Here is a 15,340-nt window from a genome sequence, read left to right as displayed (position 1 = left end):
GTTACAACCAAGACACAGTACCTAGTAGGGGGATTGAACATGGAACAGTTCAGAACAGAAGCCGACGTCATGCGCGCAACTGCCGATCGGGCAGACGACACCAACGCAAGCGTCAACCGAGAGATCGACCGCGTGCAGCAGGTCGCAGAGTCCACGCGCAGCTACTGGGTGGGCAACGCGCAGCGCAGCTTCGATGACTTGATGGTCCGCTACGACGACGCGCAGCGTCGCCTCTCCGAGGCGCTGCGTGACATCGCGAACAACATTCGCGACAACGCGAAGAACTACGAGAGCACCGACGCTACGAATACCGACAATTTCCGCTTGCTGTCCGGCTCAGCAGGCTTGGCGCTCTAAACCTGCCAGGCTTTTTTGAAAGCCGACGCAACGACCATCTTTCCAACGTAAAAGGACATATCTATCATGCAAATCAAGTACGACTTCGCCCAGATCGCTAACGCAGCCGAGGACATGCGCTCGTCTGCGACGCGTATCACCAGCCAGCTCAATGAGCTGAAGCAGATCATCCAGCCGATGGCGCAGACCTGGGAAGGTACCGCAGCATCCGCTTACCAGGCCCACCAGGCGAAGTGGGACCAAGCCGCTGAGGACCTCAACACCATCCTGAACCAGATCGCCAGCACCGTCGAAGACGGCAACTCGACCATGCTGGCTGTCAACAACGCCGCGGCGAACAGCTGGGGATAACAACACATAGCAGCCGCTGAACAGCAAGGCGCCAGGGGGAGCGTCTTGCTGTTCAGCGTTTTGTGCTGTAAGGTTTCCAGCTTGTGTGCCGTGCTGCTTGTCGGGTCTCCACCGGCCGCCGTCTGAGCAGGATACAGCGCACAGTTTTATACGTTATGGCCGGCAGCCAACTAGACAGACTTGAAGGAGTCATGCATGTCTACTTACCACCCAAAGAGCGGTGACATTACCCGTAAGTGGTACGTCATCGACGCCACGGACGTGGTCTTGGGCAAGCTTGCGTCGACCGCAGCGGATATCCTGCGCGGCAAGCACAAGCCACAGTTCGCACCGAACGTTGACACCGGCGATCACATCATCGTGATCAACGCCGAGAAGGTCCACATTTCCTCGAACAAGCGCGATCGTGAGATGCGCTACCGCCACTCCGGCTACCCGGGTGGTCTGACTGCTATGACGCTTGGTCGTGCGCTCGACGAGCGCCCGGACCGCGTTATCGAGGAAGCTGTCAAGGGCATGATGCCGCACAACAAGCTTTCCCGCGAGTCCATCAAGAAGCTTCACGTCTTCGTCGGCTCCGAGCACCCATACGAGGCTCAGAAGCCGGAAACCTACGAGTTTAAGCAGGTGGCACAGTAATGGCTGATCAGAACAACATCGCAGCTGAGACCGACATCGACGCGGCAACCGCGGCGACGGAAGAGTTCAACTACACCATCGGTGACGCTATTGCTCCAGAGGTCGAGGAGACCCAGGACACCGTTGAGGTTGCACCGCTGCACGAGGGCCCAATCCAGACCGTTGGTCGTCGTAAGCGCGCAATCGCTCGCGTGACCGTCGTTGAGGGCGAAGGCAAGATCACGGTTAACGGCCGTGAGTTCGAGGACTACTTCCCGAACAAGCTGCACCAGCAGGACATCTTGCTGCCACTGACCCTGCTCGAGCGCGAGGGCCAGTTTGACATCAAGGCAAACATCAAGGGTGGCGGCCCAACTGGTCAGTCCGGTGCGCTGCGTCTCGCGATTGCCCGTGCGCTGAACATCTACAACCCGGCTGAGCGCCCAACCCTGAAGAAGGCTGGCCTGCTCACCCGTGACGCTCGTGCGGTCGAGCGTAAGAAGGCTGGTCTGCACAAGGCCCGTCGTGCACCGCAGTACTCCAAGCGTTAATCACTACGCTGGTTGTATCACCAACCGCCCCCTGGCACTCGCCGGGTGGGCGGTTGTTGTTTTTGTATAACAGTCGGTAGTGCATAATAAACAGCATGACTCGATTGTTTGGAACTGATGGTGTCCGTGGTCTCGCCAATGAGCGTTTGACGGCGTCGCTGGCGCTGAAGCTCGGTGCTGCCGCCGCGACCGTACTGACGAAGGATCGCGGGGCTTCAAAGCGTCGCCCCACGGCGCTGATTGGCCGCGACCCGCGCGTGTCCGGTGAGATGCTGGCGGCTGCGATGGCTGCGGGCATGGCGTCGAAAGGCGTGGATGTCCTGCGCGTTGGAGTAATCCCCACTCCTGGGCTGGCGTTTCTTACCGATGACTACGGTGCGGATATCGGCGTGATGATTTCCGCGTCCCACAACCCCATGCCGGACAACGGCATTAAGTTCTTCTCTGCTGGCGGCCGCAAGCTACCTGACGAGGTGGAGGACGAAATCGAGCGCACCCTGGACACGCTGGAGGACGGCGGACCAACCGGCACCCGTATCGGCCGCGTGATCGAGGAGGCCCCGGACGCCCAGGACCGTTACCTGGCGCACCTCAAGGAAGCCATGGGGACCAGCCTCAAAGGCATCAAGGTAGTCGTGGACTGCGCGAACGGTGCCGCCTCTGAGGTCGCCCCGAAGGCGTATGAGACTGCCGGGGCTGAGGTCGTCGCCATCTACAACGAACCGAACGCCTTCAACATTAACGACGGCTCCGGCTCCACCCACATGGACAAGATCCAGGCGGCCGTCGTCGAATACGGCGCGGACCTTGGCGTCGCCCACGACGGTGACGCGGACCGCTGCCTCGCCGTCGACGCCGAAGGCAACATCGTCGATGGGGACCAGATCATGGCGATCCTTGCCTGCGGCATGAAGGCGGAGCACACCCTGCGCGAGAACACGCTCGTTGCCACGGTGATGAGCAACCTCGGCCTGACGCTTGCGATGGAGCGCGAAGGCATCGAGTTGAAGCAGACCGCGGTGGGCGACCGCTACGTCCTGGAGGAGCTCAACCGTGGGGACTACTCGCTGGGTGGCGAGCAGTCCGGCCACATTGTGGTCCCGGAGCACGCAACCACAGGCGACGGTACCCTGTCCGCACTGTTGCTGATGGAGCAGATGGCTGAAACCGGCAAGAGCCTCAAGGAGCTCGCGCAGGTGATGCAGGTGCTTCCCCAGGTGCTCATCAATGTTCCTGTGTCGGAGAAGTCGAAGATCATGAGCTCGCAGGAAGTGCTTGCGGCGATCGCTGAGGCCGAGGAAGAACTTGGCCACTCCGGCCGCGTACTGCTGCGTCCTTCGGGCACGGAGGAGCTGTTCCGCGTCATGGTGGAGGCCGCCGAGGAAGAGCAGGCTCGAAAGGTGGCGGGTCGCCTCGCGGCGGTCGTCGCGGCAGTGTAGAGTCCGTTGTAAGAAATGTTGGCCTCGCGGGGAACCGCGGGGCCGTTGGGGGAGTCTAACTAGGGGAACCTGTTAGAGCTGTCGGCTTTTGGTCGACGTGGATTTTGGGGGAAATTTTGAACACGGTAAGCACTGTGAACAACAGCGGCGTCAACCTCGACGTTGACGCGGTGCGGTCGTATTTTGCCGACGCCATCTCCGCCTACGAAGACACCGCCACTGACTTTGCCCGCCAGCAACCCGACCTGGGTGTCAGCGATTTTGGTGCTGGGTTTGCGGAGCAAGGCCAGCGCATCACTACGGCTGTGCAAGAGGTCTATGCGGACTCGCTTCGGCTGCTGCAGGAGCGAACACAGCAGTGGGAAGGGATCCGAAGCCTTGCCCAGGAGGTCCAGGGCGCTGACGAGGACGCTGCTGACGCTATTTCGGGGGTGGGTGGCGCATGGTAACCAGCGATGTTGTGGAGCAGGGGGTGCAGCGGTTCTCGCAGTCCGTTGCGACGGCCCCAGGACTCGAAGGGCCCGAACGTGACGAGCTGCAGGCGCTGGCGAGGGACGTCATTCGGGAATTACAAAACACACGCTGCCAAGACTTGGGCGGGTTCCGCCAGGTCGGCGTTTCGCTGAGCGCGTTCAATTGTGACGCCGTTGGCTACAGGTTCTCGTTGAAGTCGCCGTGCCGGGACACGCCGGGCAGCAGCGAGTGGTTTGAGCAGATCGGGGTGGGGCCGCGGGAGCGGTGCTCTGCAGATACGGAGAAACGCCATTTCGCTCGTCTCAACGAACTGGGTAGCTCGATCACGTCGTGCTGCTGCACGATTGACGACGTCAAAAAGACGTCGAACCTGGCCATAGAACAGTTCATCACCCTGGCTCATTCGCACCTGGAGATGTTGGCGAAGCTGGGGATCGCAACCCTGATCCGGCCGTTGGTGCAGGTGGTGGTGGAGGCGATGCGGCAGGCGAGCCAGACGGCGAAGGAATGCAACGTGGCGGTCTCGGAGTGCCTCGACGCGATCGCGGTGTGCGTGGAGGAAGTGCAGCAGCCGTGTAGCCAGCCACCGGGAGGGAAGCCAGTTGGGGCTGTGGCTGCTGCAGCGTCGGCCACGGCGGCCGCGAGTGTGAGCGTCGCTGCGCCGCCTGCGCCTCCGGCCCCAGCACCCGCACCTCCAGCTGCGCCAACACCACCGTCGACGCCGGCCCCAGCACCAGCACCGCCGACGGCGCCGCAGCCATGCGAGCGCCTCATCTCTTTGGGGAGCGTCGGTACACAGTCGGCATCGGCGGCCCTGGCAGGCGCGGCCGGGTTGAACGTGGCCTTCAATTTCGATGTTGACGTGCACGTCAACGCACCAATCGAGGCCATGACCCGCGATGCAGCAGCGCTGTTTGCGCCGATCCAGCAGCAGTGTGACACCGCGCAGGCCTTTACGGGCACGTTCGCGCAAACGGGTGCGGCCGTGGTCATCGAGAGCATCAACGTGTTTGCCGCAAACATCGATGCGGCGTGGCAGTGCGCGACGGAGACCGTAGAGGTGCCGTGTGACGTCGCCGAACCTGCGCCCGAACCCGCTCCTGCGCCCGCTCCGAAGATGGATGCGAACGGGGTATTCGTGCCGCCAGAGCACCTCGGCCAGGTGGAGCAGCCACCGGTACCGGCAGAAAAGCAAGCGATGACAGCACCGGCCGCAGCGGAGGCATCATCAGAACAACACGCTGAGCAGCAGTCAGAGGACACACACCCGACTGATGCTTGGGGCGTCAAGAAATTGGGGGAATGGTAAATGGATTTCTCAAGGTTTGCAGCGGAGTACCGTCAGCGCACGGCGATGCGGATGGAGAACTTTGAAAAGATGATCGCTGAGCACCATCGCCAAATGGAGATGATGCTGACTGAGCAGCGGCGCGCTGCCGCGCTTGGATATAAGCGCCAACCGGTCGTCATTCCGCAGGGCGGTGAGCGGTTGTTCCCGATTCGCCGACCGGTCCAGGGCGGCATCGCCTCGATCCGTACCGAGGCGCGCCCGAACACCGCGGATGCCTCAGTAGATGTGCGGCGTCCCGATCAGTCCGGAGTGCTAGAAGAATGAGAAGAGGCTGTCGTCCTTGGTAAGCCCTGCCAGTTCGGCGAGGTCTTCACCGGTGTAGGACGTCACGTTTTTTCCCGTGGCATCCGGGGCGGAGTAAGAAGCGTACTTCTTTTCGTCGGCGAGCTGGTGGAGGAGGAACCCCGTGAGCAGACCACGCACCGTGGTCTGCAGCGAGGCGCTTGACTTGCCCAGGCCGAGCAGACGCTTGGTCAGTGTGTCCTCCGAGAAGCTTTGCTGGTCGCCTTTCTTGATGCTGCGGTAGGCCACTTCACCCGCCCAGTTGTACGCGAGCTTGGCAGGGTTACCCGGGTCAAAGAGTGAGTCGCCGTCTTCGCCGGGCCCGATGATGAGACCTGGGCGAAGCGCGCGCCGGGCCGCCTCTACTGCGGAGGGGGCCACGTTCGCCGGGTAAATAGCCGCGACTGCCTGCACCTTCGGGTTTTCTACCGCGGCGAGTACGGCTGCGCCGCCACCCATGCCGTGGCCGACAACGCCGAGGCGCTGCGGGTGGATGCTAATTTTGCCGTTGCCCAGGCGCACGCCGGTCAGGATCTGCAGGGCGGTCTCTAGATCGGCAGCGAAGCCAGCATGGTCGGGCCGCCACCCTTTTTCGGTATCTGGAGCGGCGACAGCAATCCCCCAACTGGCGAGGTGGCGCAGCGTGCCGTGGTAGTCGTCGACGCTCTGGCGCCAGTCGTGGCCGAAGGCGACGGCGGGCAGATTCTTGCCCTCAGCAGGAGTGTAGACCTTGCCGGGCAACCCGGTGTATCCGAGATCGCCTTCCAGTACCTTGTGTGGGCCTCGTTTGGACAGTTCAGCTAACTTCTTCAAATTCGCAGACACGCAACCCACCCTACTTGAATTCTGCAGTACTGAAATAGCGCTTCAGCGTTTTCGTAGTTTAGGGTTAGGGACCAGTTCGAGATGGAGTCGCGCAGAAGGAGAGTTACATGCTTGGAGCGTTGTCCTTTGCGTTTATTGATTCCATCAACGTGCTGTTGATCGGTGTCATCGTGGCAGTCGGGGTGGTTGCCTCCCAAGCGCAGCACCAATACGCGAAGATCACGGCGCTGCTCATTGCTGGCGACTGGCTCGGAGTGGCGAGTCTCGCGGCGGTGATGCTCTTCGTCTTCGATGGGCTCGGTCCGGTTGTGCAAACGTTCGTCGAAGGTCCCATATTTGGGTGGCTCCTCATTGCCACTGGCCTGCTGACTGCGGTGCTGGCGCTTCGCGGGGGAGACAACCGCGCGCTGGTTGAGCGGGTGATGCGCCCGCTGCGCGCGCCCAATGCGCTGACGGTGCTGACCGGGTTCGTGCTGGGGATCGTGCAGTCGGCGACGTCGTTTCCGTTCTTCGGCGGGCTCGCGGTGCTCTCCGCGACGGGCATCGATACCGCGACGAAGTACAGCTTCCTGGTGCTCTACGCGACGGTCGCGCTGTCCCTACCCACGCTGTGCGCCCTGCTGGTCGGTTGGGTACGGGCGAAGCCGGACTCGTTGGCCGGGCGTGGTTTCGCGTGGGCGCGCTCACACCCGGATACGGTTGGTTTGACTGCAACGTGGGCAGTATCGCTGCTGCTAGGGGTAGTCGGCGTGGCGCATTTGCTGTGATCGTTGTTCAATAGATGCCCATGAACGCTTTGAAACTTCGCATTGACCTGGCGGCGATTGCGCATAACACGAGGCAGTTGCGTCGTCAGGCTGGTGGCGCGCGTTTGATGTGTGTGGTGAAGGCGGATGCCTATAACCACGGAGCGGCGAAGTGCGTCCCCGTCATGGAGGCGAACGGTGCGGATGCGTTCGGCTGCGCCACGATCGCGGAGGCGGCCAGTGTGGCGAAGCTGACGTCGAAACCCGTGATGGCGTGGCTGTGGGCTCCGGGGGAGGAGCTGGTGGAGGGCATCGAGATGGGTGTGCCGAGCCTCGCGCACCTGCGCGCGCTTATCGACGCCCCCTTCGCCACCACCGTGCACCTGATGATCGACACGGGGATGAACCGCTCGGGTGTGGATGAGGAACAGTGGCCGGAGCTGTTCGCGATGGCCGCCGAGGCGCAGCGTGCCGGTCAGATCCGCGTGGCTGGGCTGATGAGCCATTTTGCGTGCGCGGATAACCCAGCGGACCCGTACACGGACCGCCAGCTGGCGACGTTCCGTCAGGCGCTCCGCCAGGCGCACCAGGCGGGCTTGGAGGACCTGGTGAACCACGTGGCGAACTCACCAGCGACGTGGACGAGGCAGGACGCGCGCTTTGAACAGATCCGTCCCGGGATTGGCCTGTACGGGCTGGAGGCGATCGACGGCACCGACAACGGGCTGCGGCCTGCGATGAGCTGGGTCGCAACGGTGACCGCCGTCAAGCCGATCCGGGCGGGGGAGCCGGTGAGCTATTCGGGCACATGGACCGCGCCCGAGGACGGGTGTACCGCCGTGGTGCCCGCCGGCTACGCGGACGGCGTGATGCGCATTTGGCAGGACCGGATGGACGTCACCATCCGTGGGGCGCGCTACCCCCAAGTGGGCCGGGTGTGCATGGACCAGATCGTGGTGTGGCTGGGCGCGAACGAGGCCGGGGTCGCGCCAGGCGATGAGGCGGTGCTGTTCGGCGTCGGCGGCGTGAGCGCGGACGAGTTCGCGCTGCGGGCGAACACCATTCACTACGAGGTGCTGTGTGCACCGAAAGGACGGACAGTGCGGGAGTACGGCGGCAGGCGCGTCTGCGAGACACGCGAGGAAACACAGGCGTTGGGGCGTGAGCTGGGGGAGACCTTGCGCGCCGGGGACGTGGTGATTCTCGACGGTCCGCTCGGAGCCGGGAAAACCACCCTGACGCAGGGCATTGCCGAAGGGATGCAGGTCAAGGGGCGTGTGACGAGCCCGACCTTCACCATCGCTAGGGAGCACCGCGCGAAGGAGGCGGAGGGGGCGTCGTTAATTCATGTTGATGCCTACCGCCTGTTGGGGGAGGGCGGATCCGGCGACCCGCTGGGTGAGCTCGACGCGCTGGACCTCGAGTCGGAACTGGACCGCAGTGTCGTGGTGGCCGAGTGGGGAGGTGATCTTGCAGCTCACCTCAGTGACGAGTACCTCTTGGTCACGATTGATCGCACCACACTCGTGGAGCGAGACGACGACAGTGAGGGCCGCATCATTACATGGCGGTGGGTGCACGCAGAATAGGAAGATGTAGGCTGTTAGCCATGCTGAAGCTGAACAATACTAGCCGTGGTTGGGTCGCTATTGCGTGTGCGCTGTGGGTGATTGTGCTCGTCGCTCTCATCTTCATCCCGTTGACCAAGCCGTCCCCGATGGCGGCTGCGACGCCAACGAACTCTCTTTCCCGCTCCCTTGAAGAGGTCAAGCCTGGTGGTGAAGCCGTTGCGGGCCAGCTGATCGACCTGACTCGCGTTTACGACAAGGACTACATCGGGTTCACCACGCTGTGCCCGAACGAGCCTGACCAGCTGCTGCTGAGCAAGCTGCAGGCGCTGAAACTTGACCAGGACCGCTTCGACTTCTCCGGCGACTGGGGGTACATGCTGCTGTTCCAGGAGGACCAGAACGCGGAGATCGACCTGGATAAGGTGGAGCTTTCCAAGGTGAACATCTGTTCCATCCCGCAGTCGGAGATGTTCCCGATGAACACGCCGCTGCCGTTCCACAAGGACGGTAATGGCTGGGTCATGGGAGTAGCGGCTTAATGCTGACGCTGGCGCTCGATACCGCCACGCACGACTTGGTTGTCGGTGTGGGCGATCAACAGTCGCGCCGCGTGGACGCACAGCGGGTGATCAGGACCCGCTCCCATAACGAACTTTTGGTCCCCACTGTCAACGACCTACTGGCGGAAGTCGGCCGCTCCTACGGTGAGCTCGACGCCGTTGTTGCTGGCGTGGGGCCTGGCCCGTTTACGGGGCTGCGCGTAGGCATGGCCACCGCGTCCGCGTTTGGGCAGGCGCTGGGGGTGCCGGTCTACGGCGTATGCACCCATGACGCCATTGCCGCCGAAGCCGGGGACACCGACGGGAAACGCGTGCTGGTGGTCACCGACGCGCGCCGCCGCGAGGTGTACTGGAGCCTCTACCGCGACGGCGCGCGCGTCGACGGGCCGCACGTCAGCGCCGCCAGCGCGATCGAGGTCGAGGGCGACGCGGTAGATCTCCTTGTCGTCCCGGAAGCACTGCGCGAGGCTGTGCCGGTCCAGGCTGGCGAGGTACGTGATCTCGCGCCGGGCGTGCGTGGCCTGCTGGCCGCGTGCGATTCGTCCGTTGCGCCCGGGCCGCTCACGCCTCTGTACCTGCGCCGCCCGGACGCCGTGCCGCCCAAGCCGCGCCCGCGCTCTGCTGCGCTGCCGGACATCAAACTGTGAATATCCGGGAACTGACAACCAGCGACGCAGACGCCGTCGCCGCGCTGGAGGCGGTGCTGTTCGCCGATGAGACCCCGTGGTCGCGCGAGGTGCTGCTGACGCAGTTCGCGCAGCCGTACACGTTCTATATCGGCGCCTTCGATGGTGAGGGGGCGCTGCTTGGCTACGCCGGCCTTGCGATGCTCGGCCCCCGCAGCGACCCTGAGTTCGAGATCCACACCATCGGGGTCGCACCCGCCGCGCAGCGCCGCGGGGTGGGCAGGGAGCTGATGGATCAGCTCGTCCACGCCGCCGACCTTCTCGACGGCCCGATGTTCCTCGAAGTGCGCACCGACAACGTCGCGGCGCTCGGGATGTATGACCGCTACGGCTTCTCCGTGGTTGGCACGCGCAAGAACTATTATCAACCTTCTGGGGCGGACGCGTTTTCCATGATGCGCCCGCGTAAGAGCGAAAGGGAGCAAGCATGATCGTTGCCGGGATTGAGTCCTCGTGTGATGAAACGGCCGTCGGAATTGTCGACGTCCACTCCGACGGCACCATGGAGATCCTTGCGAACCAGGTGGCGTCCTCGATGGAGCAGCACGCCCGCTTTGGCGGCGTGGTACCCGAGATCGCGTCCCGCGCCCACCTTGAGGCAATGCCGCAGGTCATGGCAGCAGCCCTGGAGGAGGCCGGTATTGATGCCCCGGATGTTGTCGCTGCAACTATCGGGCCGGGATTGGCGGGTGCGCTGCTGGTCGGGGCGTCCGCGGCGAAGGCGTACGCGGCGGCGTGGGGTGTGCCGTTTTACGCCGTGAACCACCTCGGTGGCCATGTTGCGGTGGCGAACCTGGAGGGCCAGGAGCGGCTTCCGCACTCGGTGGCCTTGCTTGTTTCTGGCGGGCATACGCAGTTGTTGGAGGTTGAGGCCGTCGGCAAGCCGATGCGCGAGCTGGGCTCCACTCTTGACGACGCCGCCGGCGAGGCCTACGACAAGGTCTCTCGCCTACTTGGGCTTGGTTACCCCGGCGGCCCGGTGATCGACCGCCTGGCTGCGAAGGGTAACCCGGATGCGATCCCGTTCCCGCGCGCGCTGAGCAGGGCCGACGATTTGCGGGGCGAGCACCGCTTCGACTTCTCGTTCTCCGGCTTGAAGACTGCCGTGGCGCGCTACGTGGAAAAGGCTGAGCGTGAAGGCTGGGTGGTCAACGTGGAGGACGTGTGTGCGTCGTTCCAAGAGGCGGTGTGCGACGTGCTCGTCCGCAAGGCGATGTTGGCGCTGGAGGAGACCGGCGCGAAAACGCTCCTGCTTGGCGGCGGCGTGGCGGCGAACAGTCGCCTGCGCGCTCTTGCCCAGGAGCGTTGCGAGAAGGCCGGGGCGGAGTTGCGCGTGCCGCGCTTCGGGCTGTGCACCGACAACGGTGTGATGATCGCAGCGCTGGCCGGCCAACTCATCCACGAGGGGGCGCAGCCTTCGGCGCTGTCCGTGGCGACGGATACGTCGCTGGAAGTGGAGATTCCGCTCGTTCACCAGTAACTATTGGTGAGAGCCGTCACAATGTTGAGTGTTAGCACTCGCAGGGGTAGAGTGCTAACAAGGTTGTTGAGAGCGCAGTTGTACACCCGCGACGACGGCTGGGCCTTCGAATAACCACACACTACTGAACTGATAGATACAACATTGAAGGAAGGCGTTCAGATCATGGCAAACGTCAACATCAAGCCACTGGAAGACAAGGTTCTGGTACAGATCGCTGAGGCGGAGACCACGACGGCATCCGGCCTGGTTATCCCTGATTCCGCCGCTGAGAAGCCGCAGGAGGCAGTTGTTATTGCTGTTGGTCCTGGCCGCTTGGATGAGCAGGGCAAGCGCATTGCTGTCGACGTCAACGAGGGCGACACCGTGATCTTCTCCAACTACGGCGGCACCGAGCTGAAGTACAACGGTGAGGAGTACCTGCTGCTTTCCGCTCGCGACCTGCTGGCCGTCGTCGAAAAGTAATTGAAGGGGGCATAGCCACCAATGGCAAAACTTATTGCATTTCATCAGGAGGCCCGCGAAGGCATCAAGAAGGGTGTTGACACCCTGGCGGATACCGTCAAGGTCACCCTTGGCCCGCGCGGCCGCAACGTGGTGCTTTCGAAGTCGTGGGGTGGCCCGACCGTCACGAACGACGGTGTGACGATCGCCCGCGACATCGACCTCGAGGAGCCGTTCGAGAACCTCGGTGCGCAGCTGGTGAAGTCCGTCGCTGTGAAGACGAACGACATCGCCGGTGACGGTACCACGACCGCGACGCTGCTCGCGCAGGCGCTGGTCACGGAGGGGCTGCGCAACGTGGCGGCTGGCGCGAACCCGATCCAGCTCAACAAGGGGATCCAGGCTGCGGCAGAGAAAGTTATCGAGGAGCTGAAGTCGCGCGCGACGGAGGTTTCTTCCTCCGCCGAGATCGCCAACGTCGCCACCGTTTCCTCCCGTGACCCTGAGGTCGGCGAGATGGTTGCCGGTGCGATGGACAAGGTCGGTAAGGACGGCGTCGTCACCGTCGAAGAGTCCCAGACGATCGACTCGTTCGTCGACGTCACTGAGGGCGTGTCCTTCGATAAGGGCTTCCTTTCGCCGTACTTTATGACGGACCCCGACGCCGGCCAGGCGGTGCTGGAAAATGCCCGCGTGCTGCTGGTCCGCAACAAGATTTCTTCGCTGCCGGACTTTCTGCCTCTGCTGGAAAAGGTTGCGGAGGCTTCCGTCCCCCTGCTGATCATCGCCGAGGATGTCGACGGTGAGCCGCTGCAGACACTCGTGGTGAATACGCTGCGTAAGTCCCTGAAGGTTGTCGCTGTGAAGTCGCCGTACTTCGGCGAGCGTCGTAAGGCGTTCATGGACGATCTGGCTGTGGTGACCAACGCGACCGTCATCGACCCTGAGGTCGGCATGGCGCTCAAGGACGCCACGCTGGACGACCTCGGCTCGGTGCGCCGCGTCACCGTGACCAAGGACGATACCGTGCTTGTCGACGGCGCCGGTACCGCGGAGGACGTCGAGGAGCGCCGCAACCAGATCCGCCGCGACATCGAGGCGACGGACTCCACCTGGGACAAGGAGAAGATGGAGGAGCGCCTGGCGAAGCTGTCGGGTGGCGTCGCCGTCATCCGCGTTGGTGCCGCGACCGAGACCGAGGTTAACGAGCGCAAGCTGCGCGTCGAGGACGCTATTAACGCTGCCCGCGCGGCTGTTGAAGAGGGCATCATCGCCGGTGGTGGTTCCGCGCTGGTCCAGATCGCACGCGAGCTGGAGACCTTTGCGGAGTCCTTCGAAGACGAGCAGAAGACCGGTGTGCTGGCGGTGGCCCGCGCACTCGTGAAGCCGGCGTTCTGGATTGCGGACAACGCTGGCCTGGACGGCTCCGTCGTTGTGTCAAAGATCGCCGAGATGCCGAACGGTGAAGGCTTCAACGCCGCGACGCTGGAGTACGGCAATCTTGTCGAGCAGGGCATCATCGACCCTGTGAAGGTGACGCACTCCGCCGTCGTCAACGCTTGCTCGGTTGCCCGCATGGTGCTGACCACGGAGGTATCTGTGGTGAACAAGCGGGAGGAAGCTGAGGAGCACGCACACGGTCACGCGCACTAACTGAGCGCTTGTCACGTGTTGAGCCCGGACGGGTACGTGCCGTCCGGGCTTTTGCGTGCGCGGAGAGGGGCGAGCTTTGGGAAAGGCACGCTCGCCGCTGTACCCTTGAGCGATACTGGAAAGGAGTCGGGCGTCGCGTATGAGCAGTACAACTACTGATGATGTAAACGCGCAGCTTGTGCAGTTGCTGCCTGCAGCGCAGTCCGGTGACGACCGGGCGACGCAGCGCATCGTGGCGCTCATTTACCCGCTCGTGCTGCGTTATGCTCGCGCTCGCATTGGTGGTGGGCGCACCCCGACACCAGAAGACGTCACCCAGGACGTCTGCTTCGCCGTGGTCAACGCGCTTGGCAACTATAGGGACCAAGGCAAACCGTTCATGGCGTTCGTGTACGGCATCGCATTCAACAAGGTGACGGACGCGCACCGCAGTTACGCGCGCGACCGCATGTTGCCCACTGAGGACATCCCCGAGGGGGTCTCGCAGGAGGCCGACCCCGAAGGGTATGCCCTGGATATCGACGCAAGTAACAAAATGCGCGAGCTGCTCGATGTACTCAACGAGAAAGCGCGAAATATCATTATTCTTCGCGTGTTTGTTGGCCTTTCGGCGGAAGAAACAGCAGAGATTGTTGGCGGGACAGCTGGGTCGGTTCGTGTCGCACAGCACCGCGCTCTGGCTCGTTTGCGCGAGGCCCTTGAAGAGGAGGAATCTGCGAAATGACACGTGATGCTCACCGCATCCCGCAGTTTGATGAGCTGTTGGCAGACGACGCCTTGCTGACCCGCGTGTCACGTGGGGAAGACCCAAGCGACGGTACCGACCCGCTGCTGGGGTTGATGAGCGCGCTGCGCGAGGACGTCGAGCGTCCGATGCCGTCACCTCCTTATATCGCGCCTGTAGTGAAGCCTGCGCGGAAGCAGATGAACCCGTGGCTCAGTGGGCTTGTGGGCGCGGCAGCGGCCACGGCCATTGTCGCAGGCAGTGGGACGATGCTGTACAACGCGACGCCCGATTCCCCTCTGTGGCCAGTGGCCTCAACAGTGTTCGGGGAGCGCGCGTCGGTGATGGAGCTGGCGAGCACGCTCGACGAAATGGAAGTCGCGAGCGACGAGGGCAATGAGGACGCCGTACGCTCACTGATGCTGCAGGCCAAGGCGCTGCTGAACGCGATGGATGTGAGGAGGACGCAGGGGTCTGAGCCTGCGGTGGCGTCGACAATTCCTGAGGTCACGGTGACGCGGACGGTGACCGTCACGGTGACGCCTGAGCCGCGCGAACCTGTGACGGTGACGCATGTGGTGACGGAGCAGCCTGCCATCGAGCAGCATTCCTCCCCGCAGCCAACGGCGAGCGCGGAGCCGAGCCAGCCTCGCCCGGCTACTTCTGCTGCCAAAGACGCAACCCCGGAATCGTCGGCCGTGACTACTTCCCCCAAACCGGCAGAGGCGCCGGCGTCGGCTGTGCCGCAGCGCTAGCGGCCTGCGGACTCGATGCCGTCCATGTAGCCCAGCGCGTAGTCCCACGTCACGTAGGCGTTGACGTCAGGGCTGGCGCTCGGCTCGTGGACGGGTGGGAGCGCGTGATTAAGCGTGGAGATCATGTTTTGCTCCATGATGTCCCAGTCGTAGTAGTGCGTCTGCTCGCAATCCTCGCACATGAAGAAGATTCCGAGGATGCCGCGGGGACGCAGGATTCGCTGCGCGTCGCGGACGTGGGCGAGATCGTGAATGATCGCCTGTCGCTCCTCGCTGCTTAAGGGCTCCGGCAGTTCGTCGTCCTCGATGAACGATGCCGGGTCGTTCGGATCGTTCGCGAACGGGTCGAGTGGCATCATGTCGTCGTAATTCACACCGATCAGCCTATTGTGTGGGGAGTGACAAGGCCAATTAGCCATGTGTGTTGGGAATTTTCGACGCGTCTGTGTGTCGTGTCGCGCGACGTTATATCA

20 protein-coding genes are annotated in these 15,340 nt (G+C 63.2%); 18 read left to right on the top strand and 2 right to left on the bottom strand.

The features are described 5' to 3' along the window. Positions 1 to 39 precede the first annotated feature (39 nt). The 8 genes from BJP08_RS09690 to BJP08_RS09655 all read left to right on the top strand — a co-directional run bounded on the left by BJP08_RS09690 (position 40) and on the right by BJP08_RS09655 (position 5,405). Complete coding sequence (locus tag BJP08_RS09690; RefSeq protein WP_071569382.1) at positions 40 to 357, top strand: WXG100 family type VII secretion target; 318 nt, start codon at positions 40 to 42, stop codon at positions 355 to 357. 66 nt (positions 358 to 423) lie between these two features. Then, positions 424 to 708: a WXG100 family type VII secretion target gene (locus BJP08_RS09685; protein ID WP_070477587.1), complete on the top strand. Its 285-nt coding sequence runs from the start codon at positions 424 to 426 to the stop codon at positions 706 to 708. A gap of 195 nt (positions 709 to 903) precedes the next feature. After that, positions 904 to 1,347 (top strand): 50S ribosomal protein L13, encoded by a 444-nt coding sequence (gene rplM / locus BJP08_RS09680; protein WP_070363053.1) that lies wholly within the window; start codon positions 904 to 906, stop codon positions 1,345 to 1,347. After that, the gene (gene rpsI, locus BJP08_RS09675; RefSeq protein ID WP_070363052.1) at positions 1,347 to 1,877 is read left to right on the top strand and encodes a 30S ribosomal protein S9; all 531 of its coding nucleotides are present in this window, start codon (positions 1,347 to 1,349) and stop codon (positions 1,875 to 1,877) included. Before rplM ends, rpsI begins: the two co-directional genes overlap by 1 nt. 95 nt (positions 1,878 to 1,972) lie before the next feature. Beyond that, positions 1,973 to 3,316: a phosphoglucosamine mutase gene (glmM, locus tag BJP08_RS09670; RefSeq protein ID WP_071569381.1), complete on the top strand. Its 1,344-nt coding sequence runs from the start codon at positions 1,973 to 1,975 to the stop codon at positions 3,314 to 3,316. Between the two features lie 134 nt (positions 3,317 to 3,450). Continuing rightward, entirely contained in the window at positions 3,451 to 3,765 is a 315-nt protein-coding gene (locus tag BJP08_RS09665) for a hypothetical protein (RefSeq protein WP_071569380.1), read from the top strand. Next, complete coding sequence (locus BJP08_RS11725; protein ID WP_071569379.1) at positions 3,759 to 5,099, top strand: hypothetical protein; 1,341 nt, start codon at positions 3,759 to 3,761, stop codon at positions 5,097 to 5,099. Before BJP08_RS09665 ends, BJP08_RS11725 begins: the two co-directional genes overlap by 7 nt. Then, positions 5,100 to 5,405 (top strand): hypothetical protein, encoded by a 306-nt coding sequence (locus BJP08_RS09655; RefSeq protein WP_071569378.1) that lies wholly within the window; start codon positions 5,100 to 5,102, stop codon positions 5,403 to 5,405. Here BJP08_RS09655 and BJP08_RS09650 read toward each other — a convergent pair. After that, positions 5,394 to 6,248 (bottom strand): dienelactone hydrolase family protein, encoded by an 855-nt coding sequence (locus tag BJP08_RS09650; RefSeq protein WP_071569377.1) that lies wholly within the window; start codon positions 6,246 to 6,248, stop codon positions 5,394 to 5,396. The genes BJP08_RS09655 and BJP08_RS09650 overlap by 12 nt on opposite strands. A 107-nt stretch (positions 6,249 to 6,355) precedes the next feature. Between BJP08_RS09650 and BJP08_RS09645 the strand changes: the two genes are divergently transcribed. The 10 genes from BJP08_RS09645 (at position 6,356) to BJP08_RS09600 (ending at position 14,867) form a co-directional block, all read left to right on the top strand. Further along, complete coding sequence (locus BJP08_RS09645; RefSeq protein WP_071569376.1) at positions 6,356 to 7,015, top strand: GAP family protein; 660 nt, start codon at positions 6,356 to 6,358, stop codon at positions 7,013 to 7,015. Positions 7,016 to 7,035: 20 nt separating this feature from the next. Then, the gene (alr, locus tag BJP08_RS09640; protein ID WP_143110093.1) at positions 7,036 to 8,583 is read left to right on the top strand and encodes an alanine racemase; all 1,548 of its coding nucleotides are present in this window, start codon (positions 7,036 to 7,038) and stop codon (positions 8,581 to 8,583) included. A 20-nt stretch (positions 8,584 to 8,603) separates the two neighbouring features. Beyond that, complete coding sequence (locus tag BJP08_RS09635) at positions 8,604 to 9,104, top strand: hypothetical protein (protein WP_071569374.1); 501 nt, start codon at positions 8,604 to 8,606, stop codon at positions 9,102 to 9,104. Continuing rightward, positions 9,104 to 9,772 carry a tRNA (adenosine(37)-N6)-threonylcarbamoyltransferase complex dimerization subunit type 1 TsaB gene (tsaB, locus tag BJP08_RS09630; RefSeq protein ID WP_071569373.1) on the top strand — a complete coding sequence of 223 codons (669 nt, stop codon included), beginning with the start codon at positions 9,104 to 9,106 and terminating at the stop codon, positions 9,770 to 9,772. The genes BJP08_RS09635 and tsaB overlap by 1 nt, the downstream gene beginning before the upstream one ends. Continuing rightward, positions 9,769 to 10,242 carry a ribosomal protein S18-alanine N-acetyltransferase gene (gene rimI / locus BJP08_RS09625; RefSeq protein ID WP_071569372.1) on the top strand — a complete coding sequence of 158 codons (474 nt, stop codon included), beginning with the start codon at positions 9,769 to 9,771 and terminating at the stop codon, positions 10,240 to 10,242. Before tsaB ends, rimI begins: the two co-directional genes overlap by 4 nt. Continuing rightward, positions 10,239 to 11,291 (top strand): tRNA (adenosine(37)-N6)-threonylcarbamoyltransferase complex transferase subunit TsaD, encoded by a 1,053-nt coding sequence (gene tsaD / locus BJP08_RS09620; RefSeq protein ID WP_071569371.1) that lies wholly within the window; start codon positions 10,239 to 10,241, stop codon positions 11,289 to 11,291. Before rimI ends, tsaD begins: the two co-directional genes overlap by 4 nt. Before the next feature lie 165 nt (positions 11,292 to 11,456). Further along, positions 11,457 to 11,756, top strand: a complete 300-nt coding sequence (gene groES, locus BJP08_RS09615) for a co-chaperone GroES (RefSeq protein WP_071569370.1) — start codon at positions 11,457 to 11,459, stop codon at positions 11,754 to 11,756. A 21-nt stretch (positions 11,757 to 11,777) separates the two neighbouring features. Further along, positions 11,778 to 13,388, top strand: coding sequence for a chaperonin GroEL (gene groL, locus BJP08_RS09610; protein WP_071569369.1), 1,611 nt, complete (start codon positions 11,778 to 11,780; stop codon positions 13,386 to 13,388). Between the two features lie 139 nt (positions 13,389 to 13,527). Next, positions 13,528 to 14,112: a sigma-70 family RNA polymerase sigma factor gene (locus BJP08_RS09605; RefSeq protein ID WP_071569368.1), complete on the top strand. Its 585-nt coding sequence runs from the start codon at positions 13,528 to 13,530 to the stop codon at positions 14,110 to 14,112. After that, positions 14,109 to 14,867, top strand: coding sequence for a hypothetical protein (locus BJP08_RS09600; protein ID WP_071569367.1), 759 nt, complete (start codon positions 14,109 to 14,111; stop codon positions 14,865 to 14,867). The genes BJP08_RS09605 and BJP08_RS09600 overlap by 4 nt, the downstream gene beginning before the upstream one ends. On the opposite strand, the gene BJP08_RS09595 is transcribed toward BJP08_RS09600, so the two are convergent. Next, positions 14,864 to 15,286 carry a DUF5319 domain-containing protein gene (locus BJP08_RS09595; protein ID WP_071569366.1) on the bottom strand — a complete coding sequence of 141 codons (423 nt, stop codon included), beginning with the start codon at positions 15,284 to 15,286 and terminating at the stop codon, positions 14,864 to 14,866. The two genes, BJP08_RS09600 and BJP08_RS09595, sit on opposite strands and share 4 nt — an antisense overlap. Positions 15,287 to 15,340: the final 54 nt, after the last annotated feature.

This window comes from Corynebacterium sp. NML140438 (assembly GCF_001875725.1).
Classification (GTDB): domain Bacteria; phylum Actinomycetota; class Actinomycetes; order Mycobacteriales; family Mycobacteriaceae; genus Corynebacterium.
This window is presented reverse-complemented; position numbering and strand designations above follow the sequence as displayed.